This window comes from Citrobacter sp. R4 (genome assembly GCF_026719175.1).
GTDB lineage: Bacteria > Pseudomonadota > Gammaproteobacteria > Enterobacterales > Enterobacteriaceae > Citrobacter_A > Citrobacter_A sedlakii.
Genome location: NZ_JAPPSU010000003.1, coordinates 186,480 through 201,669, shown reverse-complemented (window position 1 = coordinate 201,669; position 15,190 = coordinate 186,480). Strand labels below are relative to the sequence as shown.

Below are 15,190 nucleotides of genomic sequence, written 5' to 3'. Positions count from 1 at the left end.
TATGCCCCTGTGAATTTACAGTGTGGCAAAGACTTATTTTGACTTTAGCGGAGCAGTAGAAGAATGACAAAGTATGCTTTAGTGGGCGATGTGGGCGGCACCAACGCGCGCCTTGCTCTGTGTAACGTCGACAGCGGTGAAATCTCGCAGGCCAAAACGTATTCCGGCCTCGATTATCCCAGCCTCGAAGCCGTTGTCCGGGTTTACCTCGACGAACATCAGGCGAGCGTGGAAGATGGGTGTATCGCGATCGCCTGTCCGATCACCGGCGACTGGGTCGCTATGACCAACCATACCTGGGCATTTTCTATTGCGGAAATGAAAAAGAACCTCGGCTTCAGCCATCTCGAAATCATCAATGATTTCACCGCGGTGTCGATGGCGATCCCGATGCTGAAGAAAGAGGATGTGATCCAGTTTGGCGGGGCGGAGCCGGTTGAAGGTAAGCCTATTGCGGTGTATGGCGCCGGAACCGGGCTGGGCGTGTCGCATCTGGTACACGTCGACAAGCGCTGGATCAGCCTGCCGGGTGAAGGGGGGCATGTGGATTTCGCCCCTAACAGTGAAGAAGAGGGGATCATCCTGGAAGTGCTGCGCGCCGAAATCGGTCACGTTTCCGCCGAACGCGTACTTTCCGGACCGGGTCTGGTGAATCTGTACCGGGCGATTGTCAAAGCAGATGGCCGTCTGCCGGAAAATCTACAGCCAAAAGACATCACCGGGCGGGCGCTGGCGGACAGCTGTATCGACAGCCGTCGCGCGCTGTCGCTTTTCTGCGTGATCATGGGGCGCTTTGGCGGCAACCTGGCGTTGAACCTTGGTACCTTTGGCGGCGTGTACATCGCTGGCGGCATCGTGCCGCGTTTCCTTGAATTTTTCAAAGCCTCCGGCTTCCGCGGCGCTTTTGAAGATAAAGGACGTTTTAAGGCTTATGTGCAGGATATTCCGGTTTATTTGATTGTTCATGATAATCCCGGTCTGCTTGGCGCAGGCGCGCATCTGCGCCAGACGTTAGGGCAAATTCTTTAGTTGGATGCCGGACGGCCGCTTGCGCTGTCCGGCGCCGGATACCCCTTTTCTTTGTCAACATGACCTGAATGTTGTCGATTGGCTATATGAAGCTGACGTGGGAAAACACGCTTCCTGCCACAGATAGCCAGGACATTCTTCTCAACAAACTCTCTCTGGATAGCCGCGAGACCCATACGCATTATGGTCAGCGTTGGTTTGAAAAATCATCGAACTTGCCCGTGGCCGCCAAAAAAATTATTGATGGCTGGAAGGGCCTGAGGACAATGACCGCGCTAATCGGTTTTACGTCCGACAGGGTATGTTGCGCATTAGAGACACCGTTTTCGAAGGCCTTGTCGTAACCATATCTTCTCCCCCCTGACGCGCCTTAACTGAGTGCTGTGACAGCCCCGTCATTTCAATGCGCACAAATATGATTTACCATATGTGTCTGGAAAGGCTTATGGAGCGAGAAATGCGGCAACCTGTTCAACTTTTCAAAATTCTCTCGGACGAAACCCGACTCGCCATTGTCATGCTACTTCGGGAATCTGGGGAGATGTGCGTTTGCGAAATCTGCGCGGCTACCGCCGCCTCACAGCCTAAGATCTCGCGGCATATAGCGATTCTGCGCGAGGCCGGGCTTGTCCTTGACCGTCGTGAAGGTAAATGGATCCACTATCGTCTGTCACCACATATGCCGGCGTGGGCGGCCGAGACGATCGCGATCTCCTGGCAGTGTCTGCGCGACGACGTGCGTGACGGGTTGGCGAAGTCTGCCCGCACCTCCTGTTAAATCAAATATCATATACGTATAAACATATGTTGGAGCCTGAAATGCTGTTGGCAGGGAGTCTTTTTTTACTTACGCTGGTACTGGTTATCTGGCAACCCAGGGGGCTCAGTATCGGCTGGAGCGCGACGATCGGGGCAGTTCTGGCGCTGGGCACGGGCGTCATTCATTTTGATGATATCCCCGTAGTCTGGAATATCGTCTGGAACGCGACCGCCGCTTTTATCGCCGTGATCATTATCAGTTTGTTACTCGATGAGTCCGGTTTCTTTGAATGGGCCGCGCTACACGTCGCCCGATGGGGGAAGGGACGTGGGCGCTTGCTGTTCACCTGGATAGTTTTGCTCGGCGCCAGCGTTGCCGCGCTGTTTGCCAACGACGGCGCCGCGCTGATCCTGACGCCGATCGTTATTGCGATGCTGCTTGCGCTGGGCTTCAGCAAAGGCGCCACGCTGGCCTTTGTCATGGCGGCGGGGTTCATCGCGGATACCGCCAGTCTGCCGCTGATTGTTTCTAACCTGGTGAATATCGTTTCTGCAGATTTCTTCAGTCTGGGCTTTACGCAGTACGCCTCGGTTATGATCCCCGTGGATTTGGCCGCGATTGCCTCGACGCTGGTGATGTTGCACCTTTTCTTTCGCCGGGATATTCCGGCAACGTATGAGATCTCCCGACTCAACGCTCCCGCCAGTGCGATTAAAGATCCGGCGACCTTCAGAGCAGGCTGGATGGTTCTTCTGTCCCTGCTTGTCGGTTTCTTTGTTCTGGAACCGTTGGGGATCCCCGTCAGTGCGATAGCGGCAGTGGGCGCGGCAGTGCTGTTTGCGGTGGCGAAAAGAGGCCGTGTGATTAATACTGGCAACGTCCTGCGCGGCGCTCCCTGGCAGATCGTGATTTTCTCGCTGGGCATGTATTTGGTGGTTTACGGACTGCGCAATGCGGGACTGACGCTGTATCTGTCTGGCGTGTTGAATCTGCTGGCGGACAAAGGGATCCTCGCCGCAACCTTTGGGACCGGCTTCCTGACGGCGTTTCTTTCGTCGGTCATGAATAATATGCCGAGCGTGCTGATTGGCGCGCTGTCGATTGACGGGAGCGCCGCGAATGGCATCGTCAAAGAAGCGATGATTTATGCCAATGCGATCGGCTGCGATTTAGGGCCGAAAATCACGCCTATTGGCAGCCTGGCGACTCTGCTGTGGCTGCATGTGCTGGCTCAAAAGAATATGACCATCACCTGGGGCTATTACTTCCGCACGGGGATCGTCATGACCCTGCCTGTGCTGTTTGTGACGCTCGCCGCGCTGGCCTGGCGGCTCTCTGTCACTTTTTAATGAAATACTGAAATGAGCAACATTACCCTTTATCACAACCCGGCCTGCGGCACTTCCCGGAACACGCTGGAGATGATCCGTAACAGCGGTCACGAACCGACAATTATTTATTATCTTGATACCCCGCCCACCCGCAATGAACTGAGTAAGCTCATTGCCGATATGGGGATAACGGCGCGTGAGTTATTGCGTCAGAACGTTGAACCGTATGCCCTGTTGGGTCTTGAAGAAGACCGCTTTACCGACGAGCAGTTGATCGATTTTATGCTTCAGTATCCGATCCTGATTAATCGACCGATCGTGGTCACGCCCCTTGGCACCCGCTTGTGCCGGCCTTCGGAACGTGTGCTGGATATTCTTCCTGACGGTCAGAAAGGCGCATTTACCAAAGAAGATGGAGAAAAGGTGATTGACGAGACAGGGAAACGGCTGAAGTAATCTGCCGCCGCGTGACGTTATCCAGGGGAACAAACAACCCGTTTTAAGCGGCAATGTCAGCGGCGTTCCTCGTGCTGATTATCGTCATCCCGAAAAATCGGTCTGCGCTACGTCAGCTTGCAGGTATAATCACAAAAACTCCCTAACAGATTCAGACGGCAAGATGACAAAACTTACCTTACAGGAGCAAATGCTCAAAGCGGGACTGGTCAGCAGTAAAAAGATGGCTAAAGTCCAGAGAACGGCGAAGAAATCACGTGTTCAGGCGCGGGAAGCCAGAGAAGCGGTGGAAGAAAATAAAAAAGCCCAGCTTGAGCGTGACAAGCAACTCAGCGAGCAGCAGAAACAGACCGTTCTGGCGAAGGAACTGAAAGCGCAGGTGAAGCAGCTCATCGAAATGAACAGGATCACCGTGGCCAAAGGTAATATTGGTTTTAACTTCACCGACAATAATCTGATCAAGAAAATCGACGTTGATAAGCTCACTCAGACGCAGCTGATCAATGGTCGTCTGGCCATTGCCCGTTTGGTCAACGACAGCAACGGCGAAAATGAATACGCGATTATTCCGGCGAGCGTTGCCGATAAGATTGCCCAGCGTGATGCGAGCTGTATTGTCCTGAACAGCGCGTTGAGTGCGGAAGAAGCTGAAGAAGACGATCCGTATGCTGATTTCAAAGTGCCTGATGATTTGATGTGGTGATGAACGGCTATTCATCCCGGCCTTTAGGCTTTACACTGCGCGCGTTAAAATAATCCGGTATGAACAACAGGCGGTAATGGCGATGAACGGAACAATCACAACGTGGTTTAAAGATAAAGGCTTCGGATTTATCAAAGATGAAAATGGCGATAATCGCTACTTTCATGTGATTAAGGTCGCCAATCCGGAGCTGATTAAGAAAGATGCTCAGGTCACCTTCGAACCCACCACCAACAACAAAGGGCTGTCGGCGTATGCGGTGAAGGTCATTCCGGACAGCAAATATATTTACATTGCGGGCGAGCGGCTTAAGCTTACCTCGATCAAATCGTTTGTGGTCTTCAGCGAAGAAGTGCCTGTCGATGCCCCCATCGATAAAGAAAATGCGGTGTTGTCGGTCGGTGTTCTGATGAGCAATATCCGTCCAAAATCTGCCGTGAAGCCGGGCGAGATGCGGACCGTGAAAAAGCTGGCGATCACCACCTTTCAGGGAACGACGTTGATCTTTTCCGAAGATGAGATTGACGTGGACGCCACGGTGAAGTTGCTCAAAATCTAACATTGCGGCGTGCAAACGGGCGCGATGCGCCCGGTTACCCCTTCACAGATGCATAAGTTGCCTGAACTCTTTCACCTTACTCCGGCTCACCGGCACCTCAAATTCCAGATCTTTTAGCCGCAATATATAGGTATTGTTGAACCAGGGTTCGATCTCGCGAATTTTGTTCAGGTTAACGCAGAACGAACGATGGCAGCGGAAGAAATGGGCAGGCGGCAGCTTATTGCAGAACTCCGTGAGGTTGACAGGCATAACGTATGAATCACGCCGCGTATAGACAAACGTCATTTTTTCATGCGCTTCGGCGTAATAAATATCGTTGATCGGCGTGACGATGATCCGCTCGTCTTTAACCAGATTGATGGTGTCATTTTCCCGTATAACCGCGCCCGCCGTTGCCGCGCCGGACTGCTGCAGGTGCCAGGCTGCTTCCAGTTTTTGCAGCATTCCAACAATGCGGGACTCCTGATACGGCTTGAGAATATAGTCAAATGCTTCCAGTTCAAACGCTTCCACCGCATGCTCTTTCCACGCAGTGATGAACACAATAAAGGGCTTATGCGCGAACTGACTGATATTCTGCGCCAGCAGCACGCCGTCGAGGGACGGGATGTTGATATCCAGAAAAATGGCGTCAACGCGGTTATGCTGTAAAAACTTCAACACGTCCAGCCCGTCGTCAAACGTGCCGACAATATCCATCTGGCTATGCTCTTTAATCAGCCAGCTCAGTTCCTGCTGGGCAAGGAATTCATCTTCAACAATGATGACCTTCACTGTATTCCTCCAGATTAAAGCAATAACGTGGCCGGTGAGGCGGCAGTCCGCTGATTGGGAACATAAAAGGCAATCTCGGTGCCCGGTTCCAGACGCCGTATATGCAGACCCTCCCCGTATAACAGCTTAACGCGATGATGGACGTTAAGCAGGCCGATTTTATTGCCAGGCATTTCATTGGATTCGACGCGCGCGATCACTTTCGGGTCGATGCCGTGACCGGTATCGCGCACCGCGATGCGCACCCGATTGCCGCATTCCGCCACGCTGATGGTCACCACGCCTTTCCCTTTACAGGGCTGAATACCGTGGACAATAGCGTTTTCCACCAGCGGCTGAATCAGCAGGCTGGGAATCGCGCAGTTAACCTCTTCGTCGATGTCATATATCACCGTCAACTTATCGCCAAAGCGGGCCTGCTCAATGGCGATATAATCTTTTATCTGATACAGCTCTTTCTTAATGTCGATCTGTTCGTCGTCTTTTAATTCGATGTTATAGCGCAGGTATCGCGACAGGTTAAAAATCAACTGACGGGCGGTGTCCGGATTCAGTCGGATCGACGACGATATCGCGTTCAGCGCATTAAACAGAAAATGAGGATTAATTTTACTTTGTAGCGCGCGAAGCTCTGCCTTATTTGCCATTTCCCGCAGTTGTTCAGTGCGCGACACTTCCAGTTGGGTCGAAATGATCTGCGACAGTCCCACCGCCATCTCCTGCAGGGATGAAGTGATCTGGTGCGCATGGCAGTAGTAAATCTTCAGCGTACCGGTCACCACACCTTTTTCCCAAAGCGGAATCACCAGCATCGAATGAATTTCCGGCGTACGGTGCGCTTCATCATTGTTTTTAATAATGATTTTTCCGTAATTGATCGCCTGCCGGGTGGTGGGGCTAATCATGTCGTCGCGATCGCGGTAGTTTGTTTCACCGACGCCTACATAGGCCAGTACATGCTGAGTGTTGGTGATCGCCACGGCGTCGGCATGAATATCATGGCGAATGATTTCGCAGATCTGACGTAGCGATTCGCTGTTCACGTGGCGAAACAGGGGCAGGGTTTTGTTAGCGATGTCCAGCGCCAGTTTGGCCTGGCGCGCCGCGCTGGCCTCTTTTTCCCCTTCAACGCTTCGCACCAGCAGCACAATAAAGCCAATGCAGACGCTGCCGAGGATCATGGGAATGCCGATCTTGGAAACGATATCCAGCCCCAGAGCGGTCGTCGGCGCCCAGACGATCACCAGAATCATGGTCAGCGTTTCGCACAGCATGCCGCCTAATATCCCCACGCGCCAGTGCTGCGCTTTAGGGACCCGCTGGTTGATCCAGCCTGCGATGCAGCCTGCCAGTATGCTGGTGATAAAGCAGGGGACGGCGGTGACGCCGCCGATATCGATCAGATAGCGGTGGGTGCCGGCAATCACGCCGGTGATGATGCCTACCCAGGGACCAAACAGAATCCCGCCGGACATCACGGCGATGATCCGCACGTTCACCAGCGAACCTTCTACCGGAACGCCTGACCAGGTGCTGAACAGGGCGAACAGCGAAAAAATCGCGGTGACGGCGAGTAGCTCTTTGGGCGTATGGGCCGACTTATGCAGCAGTTCGCGAAACAGTCGGATGCGGATAAGAAAGAACAAGCAGAAAAGCATCAGCGCTGCCCGATCAAACACCGCCAGCAGCATAGTAAATATTTCGTGCACGGAGGACTCTGGCCAAAAGGGGAAAACACTATGATAGGTAACCGTGGCGCTGATCACCAGCGTACTCATCAACCTTTCTAATGAGGAAAAACCCTGTTTTCAAAAGGGGATAGTTAATAAAGCGGTTTAATGACAGGGCCCTTGCAAAAACAGTGGGCAGATTGGTTATTAGTTTAAGGACAAAATGTTATTAAAAAGTAACCTTCGAAACCAGTAAAACTACGAAGTTTCCCCGTTTAAAATAGTACTTCCCCTTTTTGTGGGTGAAAAAATATTTTCCTTTCCCTCTCGACAGAGAGAAATTATTCAGGCTATTTTCTAAGCGTGCCACCATCGTGGCAGCGTCGCTCGGACGGTCCGGGCGCTAACGTTAATCTGAGGAAATTATGGCTGACTCTCGCCCTGAACGTCGCTTTACGCGTATCGATCGTCTCCCTCCCTATGTGTTTAACATCACAGCTGAACTGAAGATGGCTGCGCGTCGGCGCGGCGAAGACATTATCGATTTCAGTATGGGAAACCCGGACGGCGCGACGCCGCCTCACATTGTCGAAAAATTGTGCACCGTAGCTCAGCGCCCGGATACGCACGGTTATTCCACCTCTCGCGGTATACCGCGCCTGCGCCGGGCGATCTCCCGCTGGTATCAGGAACGGTATGCGGTCGATATTGATCCGGAATCTGAGGCTATTGTTACCATCGGTTCGAAAGAGGGGCTGGCGCACCTGATGCTGGCTACGCTCGATCATGGCGATACCGTGCTGGTACCCAACCCCAGTTATCCCATCCATATTTACGGCGCGGTGATAGCCGGTGCCCAGGTGCGATCGGTGCCGTTGGTGGAAGGCGTCGATTTCTTCAACGAGCTTGAGCGTGCGATCCGCGAAAGTTATCCGAAGCCGAAGATGATGATTCTCGGTTTTCCATCGAACCCAACCGCCCAGTGCGTGGAACTGGAATTTTTTGAGAGGGTCGTGGCGCTGGCGAAGCGCTATGACGTGCTGGTGGTTCACGATCTGGCCTATGCCGACATCGTTTATGACGGCTGGAAAGCGCCGTCGATCATGCAGGTGCCCGGTGCGCGCGACGTGGCGGTGGAGTTTTTCACCTTGTCGAAAAGCTACAACATGGCGGGCTGGCGCATTGGTTTTATGGTCGGCAACAAAACGCTGGTCAGCGCGCTGGCGAGAATTAAAAGTTACCATGATTACGGCACTTTTACGCCGCTGCAGGTAGCGGCGATTGCGGCGCTGGAAGGTGACCAGCAGTGCGTGCGAGACATTGCTGAGCAGTACAAGCGCCGCCGCGACGTTCTGGTGAAAGGGCTGCATGAAGCCGGGTGGATGGTCGATATGCCCAGGGCGTCTATGTATGTGTGGGCAAAAATCCCGGAACAGTATGCGGCAATGGGGTCGCTGGAGTTCGCCAAAAAACTGCTGAATGACGCAAAGGTCTGCGTGTCGCCGGGCATCGGTTTCGGTGACTATGGCGATACGCACGTGCGCTTTGCGCTCATTGAGAACCGCGATCGTATTCGTCAGGCTATCAGAGGTATCAAAGCAATGTTCCGCGCGGACGGGCTGTTGCCTGCTGCGGCAAAGTCCGTTTCTGAATCCGCCAGCTAAACCACCGTTTTAGCGGTGTACCGTGCGGGTGGACATCTTGCCTGATGGCGCTGCGTTTATCAGGCCTTCAGCCGTAAACTCTTAGAGCAATGACATAACGCCGACAAAAGCAAACAGGAGCCTGGCGGCTCCTGTTTTTTTGCTGCATTGCTGTCTTTAGATCATCAGGGCAAACGTACCGGCCCAAACGATGACCATAAAAGAAATGCCCATAAAGAAATATTTCACGTTTCATCTCTCCGCGTCGTGACTGATACGCCTGAATGAATTTTCATCTCATTTGATTATAGAGAGCCGGTACCCGCAACACGGAAACTCGGAATGTTCCCGAACTGACCTCTGGCACCGCCTCAGAATTCTGTGCTTCTTTGCTCCAGACGGCGCTAATGTACGCCTAAAAATGGAGTGAGACAAGTGGCATTTTCTTATTTACTTTTAGTAACTTACAGGTGTCGTGATTCGGCGACAGTTTAATTTCCGCCGGTAATAAATTGCACTTCAGCGACGCCAATATCAGGGCAGAAGAGACGCAATAAAACCGGAATAAAATCAAGGTTATTCTGGTTGCAGCAATAAAAAAGGCCTTGCGGCCTTTTTAAACGTAGAGGGATGCTTCACCTAACGGACGGGTTTTGAAGCGGCGGTGGATCCAGAGATACTGCTCCGGCGCGCGCATGATCTCTTTTTCGATGATTTTGTTCATGTAGGCTGCCGCCTGGCTTTCATCCGTCGGATAGCCTTCCATTTGTGGGGTGATATACAGACGATAACCGTGGTTGTCGGCCTTTCTCACCATCGTGACGGTGAGCATTGCCGCCCCCGACAGTCGTGACAGCACATAGGTACCATTCGTGGTAGCGACATTCTTCACGGCGAAGAAAGGTGCGAAGGAACTGCCTTTCGGGCCGTAATCCTGATCCGGCGCAAACCACACGGCTTCGCCTTTTTTCAGCGCGCCGACAATACCGCGAAGGTTGTTTCTGCCAATCATCGCTTTGTTGGAACGCATACGGCCCCGGGTTTGCACCCACTCCATCAGCGGATTGTTATGCGGACGGTAGGTCGCCATCATCGGCTGGCAAAGACCCATGACGCGTCCTCCCAGCTCCAGCGACATAAAGTGCACGCCCACAACCATAACGCCGCGGTTCTGCATCTGGGCGCGTTTCAGGTTATCCAGGCCTTCAACGTCAAACCATTTACGCACGCGCCGGTCGGGCCAGAACCAGGCCATGCCGGTTTCCAGCAGCGCCATACCGAGCGAGCGGAAATTTTCAACGATCATCGTTTCCCGCTGTTCGGCGGTATAAGACGGAAAGCAAAGCTCAAGATTTTTACGCGCAATGGATTCGCGGCGTTTCAGAAACGGACGGGCGAGCGTACCGGTACGGGTACCAAGCGCGCGCAGGACAGGGTAAGGCAATTGCACCAGTAACCAGAGAACACCCAGACCAAACCAGGTGAGCCAGTAGCGCGGATGCAAAAACGCGCGGGAAAATTTGCATGTTGGGAACATAGAGACCTTCTGCCGATAATAAATGTTGTATCGCAGAAGATGTGGAGTCCAACGCGGTACACTCAATTCTTAGTCCATCATGTACGACAATGGTTCCCGTAAAGAGTGTAAAACTGCTTCAGGATAAAACCACGAGGGGCATGAATGCTGGACACATAATGTACCATCACCCGATCAACGTCAGCTACAAATAATTAATCAAGAAGCGTAAATATTTTTATGGTGAGGATAAAATAATTACGCTGTTTATAATTGGTTGTTTTTAAGGATGTTAAAAAAGAACAATACGGAATATTCGCATAACGTACGGTTGTTAAATAAAAGTTGCAATATTTGCCGAGGCGATCGCTTTGGCATAAGATGGAAAGTGTAAGGAGAGTAATGGCTTACGCTACGGCTACACGCAAAAGGAGGCACGGCGATGATCTTTTTCTGGGCGTTTCTGGCGGTAAGTATACTGGGCGTTAGCGGCTATGTCGGCCAGGTTTTAGGCTGGGGTTCCGCCGTCTGCGCCTTCATCGGGATGGTTGTGCTCGCCGCTATCATTTACTATCTGACGATGTGGTTGACCGTTGGTGACGAAATGGTCACGGGATTGTTTCTTTTCCTTTCTCCCGCCTGCGGCCTGATGATTCGTTTTATGGTGGGCTACGGAAAACGTTAATTAATCTGAAGGTAATGTACTTTCATTTGTATGCGGCATTGTTATTTTTATTTCACCGGCATTCGCATTCATGCGCATAATAATCTGAGAGTGCGAATGCCATTTTCAGATTGATCGCGTAAATGGAACATAGCCGTGGCTATCTTTTTCAGAATCTGCTTTTTTAATGACAATTATCCTAATAATAATCTTTAGGCCAGTCGCAGGTTGGCTTAAATTAACCTTAAGCAGTACTCGGAAAATTCTTCATTATCGTCATCCACACATACCGGCGCGCCGTTTTCCGTCTTTTTTAGTCTCCCTTTATCCTCATTCTCCATTGAAAAACAGCCTGCCCAGATAGTGTTTGCATCAGAACCGTTGTGTGTGTATTTTTATGCAATAAATGTGCATAAAAACAATGAAGGAGCGTCAGATGTTCAGTAAGTGGATGAAAGCAGGCTGTTTGATGATCGCCCTGACGGGCGCAGCGATGGCGGCGCAAGAGACATACGTCGTGGGTGCTGGCGGAACGTATCGCCCGTTTGAGTTTGAAAACAGCCAGAAACAACTGGAAGGCTTTGATATCGACATCATTAAAGCCATCGCCAAAGCGGAAAATTTTGAGGTCAAACTGGTCAACACGCCGTGGGAAGGCATTTTCGCCACGCTAAATTCCGGGGATCGCGACATTATCATTTCAGGCATTACCATCACCGATAAGCGCAAGCAGATGGTCGATTTTTCCCATCCTTACTTCCCGGCTGAGCAGTCGATAGTTGTTCCTGCTGATTCCACTGTGACCTCTCTGGCATCGCTAAAAGAGGAAAAGGTCGGGGTGGTGAACTCCAGCACTGGCGACATCGTGGTATCCGGTGTACTGGGTAAAAACAGCACGGCGATTAAACGCTTTGATAACACCCCGTTGATGCTACAGGAGCTGTTTGAAGATGGCGTAAGCGCGGCGGTGGGCGATGTTGGCGTGGTGAAGTATTACATCAAGCAACACCCGGAAAAACAGTTCAAGCTGGTACCCGATGCAAAATTCGAACGTCAGTATTTTGGCATTGCGGTTGCCAAAGGTAATACCGAGCTGCAACAAAAAATCAATGCCGGGCTGAAGAAGATTATCGCTGACGGCACCTACGATAAAATCTACAAAACCTGGTTCGACAGCGAAGTGCCGACGCTTCCCGCTGAGTAACATTTTCTTTTTCTTTCTTTTTAGGCTGACACGCAGTGAGTGTCAGCCTTTTTGCAGGGGAATACCATGACGGGATTTCGTTGGGAAATCATCCAGGAGTATGCGCCGCTCTTTATGGAAGGCGCGTGGATGACAATTAAATGCACAATCATTTGCGTCTTTCTCGGCACGCTCTGGGGTCTGACGCTGGGCCTTGGCCGAATGGCGAAGGCCGAACATGGCTTCTGGAAGTATGCATTGCGCTATCTGGTTCAGTTTCCGGTGCGCTTTTACGTCAGCGCGTTTCGCGGCACGCCCCTGTTTGTACAGATCATGGTGGTCCATTTTGCGCTGGTTCCCCTGTTCATTAACCCGCGTGACGGGATACTGGTGACCAGCGGAATCATGAGCGCGGACGTTGCCCGCGAACTGCGGTCGGGCTATGGCGCGTTTTTATCCTGTATCGTCGCCATTACGCTGAACGCAGGCGCTTACGTTTCTGAAATCTTTCGTGCGGGGATCCAGTCGATTGACCCTGGACAAATGGAAGCCTCACGCGCGCTCGGAATGCCATGGTGGAAAACCATGCGCAAAGTGATTCTTCCACAGGCCTTTCGCCGTATTCTTCCGCCACTGGGCAATAACGCTATCGCGATTGTCAAAGACTCCTCTCTGGCGTCGGCCATCGGGCTTGCCGATCTGGCGTATGCGGCGCGTACGGTCTCGGGCGCCTACGCCACTTACTGGGAACCCTATCTGACCATTTCGCTGGTGTATTGGGTGCTCACCTTCCTGCTCGCGCAACTGGTTAATCGTCTGGAAAAGAGGTTCGGTAAAAGTGATCCACATTAAAAATTTACATAAACACTTTGGCGACAACCCTGTGCTGCGCGGCATTGATTGTGACATTCAGCCGCAAGAGGTGGTGTGCATCATTGGGCCTTCAGGGTCAGGCAAAAGTACATTTCTGCGCTGCATGAACGCGCTGGAATCGGTGACGGAAGGCGAAGTGGTAGTGAACGGCTTTGCGGTACACGATCGTAAAACCGATCTCAACAAAATGCGTGAAAGCGTCGGAATGGTGTTCCAGCGTTTTAACCTGTTTCCGCATATGACGGTGCTGGAAAACCTGATCATGGCGCCAGAAATGCTTCAGGGGCTGTCGCGTAAAGAGGCGATCGGCCGGGCTGAAATGTTGCTCGAAAAAGTCGGACTGAGTGATAAACGCGATGCCTGGCCGTCCCGTTTATCCGGTGGACAGCAGCAGCGCGTCGCGATTGCCCGCGCGCTGGCGATGAACCCGTCAATTATGCTTTTTGATGAGCCAACCTCGGCGCTGGACCCGGAACTGGTCGGTGATGTGCTGGAGGTCATGAAAAAACTGGCCGATGAAGGGATGACGATGGTCATCGTGACCCATGAAATGGGCTTCGCCCGGGAGGTCGCGGATCGGGTGATTTTCATCGACCACGGCGTTATTCAGGAAGAAGGCTCGCCGGAGACGCTCTTTACTTCGCCGGCTAATCCCCGCACCGCCGAATTTCTGAGTAAAGTGCTGTAAGGCCGGAAACCTGCGGAACGGCATCAACGCCTTCTGCGTCGTCGCACCACTCAACGTGCGGGCTGAGTCAGGGACAGTGATTTTCTGCCCATGCTACGCCCGCACGCATTTCCGTCATACCATGAATCGGCAAGCCGCTGAGAGAACTATTAGGGCATAAACAGGGAAGGGGGAAGTGAATGAGAAAGTGTCCCCTGCAGGAATCGAACCTGCAACTAGCCCTTAGGAGGGGCTCGTTATATCCATTTAACTAAGGGGACGAAGCGGCACGAGTATAGCGGTTTTTGTTCGCCGGAGTAAGTACGGTGCCGCCTGACTGCTCAAACCATCGCCATTCAGGATTGTTTTTCCTGCTCTTTCTGCTGTTTTTTGAACCGCTCGGCGTGAAGTCGCGCTTCTTCTTTACGCTTGTTGCTCATGTCGTTACGGATCTGCGCGTGGCTCATCAGGGCGAAAATAAAGGTACCGCCGCAGATATTACCCGCCAGTGTTGGCAGGGCAAACGGCCATAAGAAGTCGCTCCAGTGCAGGGTGCCGTTAAAGACGAGGTAAAGGATCTCCACCGATCCCACGACGATATGGGTGGTATCGCCCAGGGCAATCAGCCACGTCATCAGGATGATGACCACAATTTTCGCCGCGCCGGCTGCCGGAAACATCCACACCATGGTCGCGATTAACCAACCGGAAATGATCGCGTTGGCAAACATTTCGGTCGGCGTGTTTTTCATCACGTCCATGCCGATTTTGACAAACGCGTCACGGGTTTCTTCATCAAAAATGGGCATATACTCAAACGCCCAGGCGGCAATGCCGGTACCGAGCACGTTACCCAGCAGCACCACGCCCCACAGACGCATCAGCAGGCCAAAGTTGCCCGCAGTGGGATTTTGCATGACGGGCAGAACCGCCGTCACGGTGTTTTCCGTAAACAGCTGCTGGCGAGCCATAATGACAATGATAAAACCAAAGGTATAACCGAGATTCTCAAGTAAAAAACTGCCCGGCACGCCCTCAAGCTGCACGTGGAAGATGCCTTTTGCCAGCAGCGAGGCGCCCATCGACAGTCCGGCAGCGATAGCGGACCACAGCAGCGCCATCGCGTCACGCTCCAGCTCTTTCTCTCCATCCTGGCGGATATGTTCGTGAATGGCCATTGCCCGTGAGGGGAGTCGGTCCTCATCCACTTCTATCTTTTTCCCGCTCTGTTTTTCCTCGCTTTCTACTTCCAGTTCATCGCTATGCTTGTCGATCTTATCGTCTTCGAGATTATCCATAATTCGCCTCCTGGATGCGCGCCTGTCAGATAAAGCGTAGCGGCTTTTCGCTGGATACCTG

Annotated in this window: 17 protein-coding genes and 1 tRNA gene; 12 read left to right on the top strand and 6 right to left on the bottom strand. The window is 52.4% G+C overall.

The genetic code is table 11. The annotated features are described in order from the left end of the window. The first annotated feature begins 63 nt into the window (after nt 1-63). The 7 genes from glk to OOJ60_RS09645 all read left to right on the top strand — a co-directional run bounded on the left by glk (nt 64) and on the right by OOJ60_RS09645 (nt 4,838). Complete coding sequence (gene glk / locus OOJ60_RS09675; RefSeq protein WP_205612478.1) at nt 64-1,029, top strand: glucokinase; 966 nt, start codon at nt 64-66, stop codon at nt 1,027-1,029. A 68-nt stretch (nt 1,030-1,097) separates the two neighbouring features. Next, nucleotides 1,098-1,373, top strand: coding sequence for a hypothetical protein (locus tag OOJ60_RS09670; protein WP_205612477.1), 276 nt, complete (start codon nt 1,098-1,100; stop codon nt 1,371-1,373). Nucleotides 1,374-1,486: 113 nt separating this feature from the next. Further along, nucleotides 1,487-1,807, top strand: a complete 321-nt coding sequence (locus OOJ60_RS09665) for a metalloregulator ArsR/SmtB family transcription factor (protein ID WP_205612476.1) — start codon at nt 1,487-1,489, stop codon at nt 1,805-1,807. 41 nt (nt 1,808-1,848) lie between these two features. Next, nucleotides 1,849-3,138: an arsenic transporter gene (locus tag OOJ60_RS09660; RefSeq protein WP_205612532.1), complete on the top strand. Its 1,290-nt coding sequence runs from the start codon at nt 1,849-1,851 to the stop codon at nt 3,136-3,138. 12 nt (nt 3,139-3,150) lie between these two features. Continuing rightward, nucleotides 3,151-3,576 carry a glutaredoxin-dependent arsenate reductase gene (arsC, locus tag OOJ60_RS09655; RefSeq protein WP_181822806.1) on the top strand — a complete coding sequence of 142 codons (426 nt, stop codon included), beginning with the start codon at nt 3,151-3,153 and terminating at the stop codon, nt 3,574-3,576. 163 nt (nt 3,577-3,739) lie between these two features. Further along, nucleotides 3,740-4,279 carry a DUF2058 domain-containing protein gene (locus OOJ60_RS09650; protein WP_205612475.1) on the top strand — a complete coding sequence of 180 codons (540 nt, stop codon included), beginning with the start codon at nt 3,740-3,742 and terminating at the stop codon, nt 4,277-4,279. A gap of 76 nt (nt 4,280-4,355) precedes the next feature. Beyond that, nucleotides 4,356-4,838, top strand: a complete 483-nt coding sequence (locus OOJ60_RS09645; RefSeq protein WP_042290793.1) for a cold-shock protein — start codon at nt 4,356-4,358, stop codon at nt 4,836-4,838. 42 nt (nt 4,839-4,880) lie between these two features. On the opposite strand, the gene OOJ60_RS09640 is transcribed toward OOJ60_RS09645, so the two are convergent. Together OOJ60_RS09640 and ypdA are read right to left on the bottom strand one after the other, a co-directional pair. After that, entirely contained in the window at nt 4,881-5,615 is a 735-nt protein-coding gene (locus OOJ60_RS09640) for a LytR/AlgR family response regulator transcription factor (protein ID WP_042290791.1), read from the bottom strand. A 14-nt stretch (nt 5,616-5,629) separates the two neighbouring features. Continuing rightward, the gene (gene ypdA / locus OOJ60_RS09635) at nt 5,630-7,324 is read right to left on the bottom strand and encodes a two-component system sensor histidine kinase YpdA (protein ID WP_120714890.1); all 1,695 of its coding nucleotides are present in this window, start codon (nt 7,322-7,324) and stop codon (nt 5,630-5,632) included. Nucleotides 7,325-7,710: 386 nt separating this feature from the next. Here ypdA and alaC point away from each other — a divergent pair, with 386 nt between their 5' ends. Continuing rightward, on the top strand, nt 7,711-8,949 hold the full coding sequence (gene alaC, locus OOJ60_RS09630; RefSeq protein WP_042290790.1) for an alanine transaminase: 1,239 nt from the start codon (nt 7,711-7,713) through the stop codon (nt 8,947-8,949). 156 nt (nt 8,950-9,105) lie between these two features. Here the strand turns inward: alaC and ypdK are convergent, their stop codons facing one another. Further along, nucleotides 9,106-9,177 carry a membrane protein YpdK gene (gene ypdK / locus OOJ60_RS09625; protein WP_010723117.1) on the bottom strand — a complete coding sequence of 24 codons (72 nt, stop codon included), beginning with the start codon at nt 9,175-9,177 and terminating at the stop codon, nt 9,106-9,108. 367 nt (nt 9,178-9,544) lie between these two features. Beyond that, on the bottom strand, nt 9,545-10,465 hold the full coding sequence (lpxP, locus tag OOJ60_RS09620; RefSeq protein WP_042290789.1) for a kdo(2)-lipid IV(A) palmitoleoyltransferase: 921 nt from the start codon (nt 10,463-10,465) through the stop codon (nt 9,545-9,547). A 421-nt stretch (nt 10,466-10,886) separates the two neighbouring features. Between lpxP and OOJ60_RS09615 the strand changes: the two genes are divergently transcribed. From OOJ60_RS09615 to OOJ60_RS09600, 4 genes are all read left to right on the top strand, one after another. Then, a complete protein-coding gene (locus OOJ60_RS09615; protein ID WP_060570087.1) occupies nt 10,887-11,129 on the top strand; it encodes a YfdY family protein in 243 nt (80 codons plus the stop codon). Between the two features lie 415 nt (nt 11,130-11,544). Beyond that, complete coding sequence (locus OOJ60_RS09610; protein WP_042290786.1) at nt 11,545-12,312, top strand: basic amino acid ABC transporter substrate-binding protein; 768 nt, start codon at nt 11,545-11,547, stop codon at nt 12,310-12,312. A 66-nt stretch (nt 12,313-12,378) separates the two neighbouring features. After that, the gene (locus OOJ60_RS09605; protein WP_042290784.1) at nt 12,379-13,143 is read left to right on the top strand and encodes an amino acid ABC transporter permease; all 765 of its coding nucleotides are present in this window, start codon (nt 12,379-12,381) and stop codon (nt 13,141-13,143) included. After that, a complete protein-coding gene (locus tag OOJ60_RS09600; protein WP_200034686.1) occupies nt 13,130-13,852 on the top strand; it encodes an amino acid ABC transporter ATP-binding protein in 723 nt (240 codons plus the stop codon). Before OOJ60_RS09605 ends, OOJ60_RS09600 begins: the two co-directional genes overlap by 14 nt. Before the next feature lie 188 nt (nt 13,853-14,040). Here the strand turns inward: OOJ60_RS09600 and OOJ60_RS09595 are convergent. Both OOJ60_RS09595 and OOJ60_RS09590 read right to left on the bottom strand, forming a co-directional pair. Continuing rightward, nucleotides 14,041-14,112: transfer RNA gene (locus tag OOJ60_RS09595), tRNA-Arg, on the bottom strand. Nucleotides 14,113-14,187: 75 nt separating this feature from the next. Then, nucleotides 14,188-15,129 (bottom strand): formate/nitrite transporter family protein, encoded by a 942-nt coding sequence (locus OOJ60_RS09590; RefSeq protein WP_042290775.1) that lies wholly within the window; start codon nt 15,127-15,129, stop codon nt 14,188-14,190. Nucleotides 15,130-15,190: the final 61 nt, after the last annotated feature.